The organism is Sinorhizobium sp. P24N7 (assembly GCF_042436655.1).
In the GTDB taxonomy this organism is placed as follows: domain Bacteria; phylum Pseudomonadota; class Alphaproteobacteria; order Rhizobiales; family Rhizobiaceae; genus Sinorhizobium; species Sinorhizobium meliloti_A.
The window spans coordinates 1-255 of sequence record NZ_JBHMIW010000177.1 but is presented as its reverse complement, the minus strand read 5'-3'; the positions used below and the strand labels follow the sequence as shown (position 1 = coordinate 255).

The 255-nt window shown below is 64.3% G+C and carries 1 protein-coding gene; it reads left to right on the top strand.

Annotation, left to right across the window (positions count from 1 at the left end):
- A partial coding sequence (locus tag ACFHWW_RS34515) for a cadherin-like domain-containing protein (protein WP_379943895.1) occupies positions 1 to 255 on the top strand: 255 nt, incomplete at both ends.

Sequence of the window (255 nt, the reverse complement as noted above, 5' to 3'; positions counted from 1 at the left end):
TCCTCGTCAACGGGTCAGTGGCCGCCAGCTTTACGGCGGCGCAACTCGCAGCCGGCCTCGTCTCCTTCCGCCACAATGGCTCGGAGACCACCGCCGCCTCCTTCCGGGTCGTCGTCGAAGACGGCAAAGAGGACAACTCCGCGCCAACCCCTGCGACATTCAATTTCACCGTCAACCCCGTCAACGACGCTCCCATACGCAGCGGCGATCTGAGAGCGGCGGTCGCAGAGGGCGGAACCTATAAGCTCACGACAG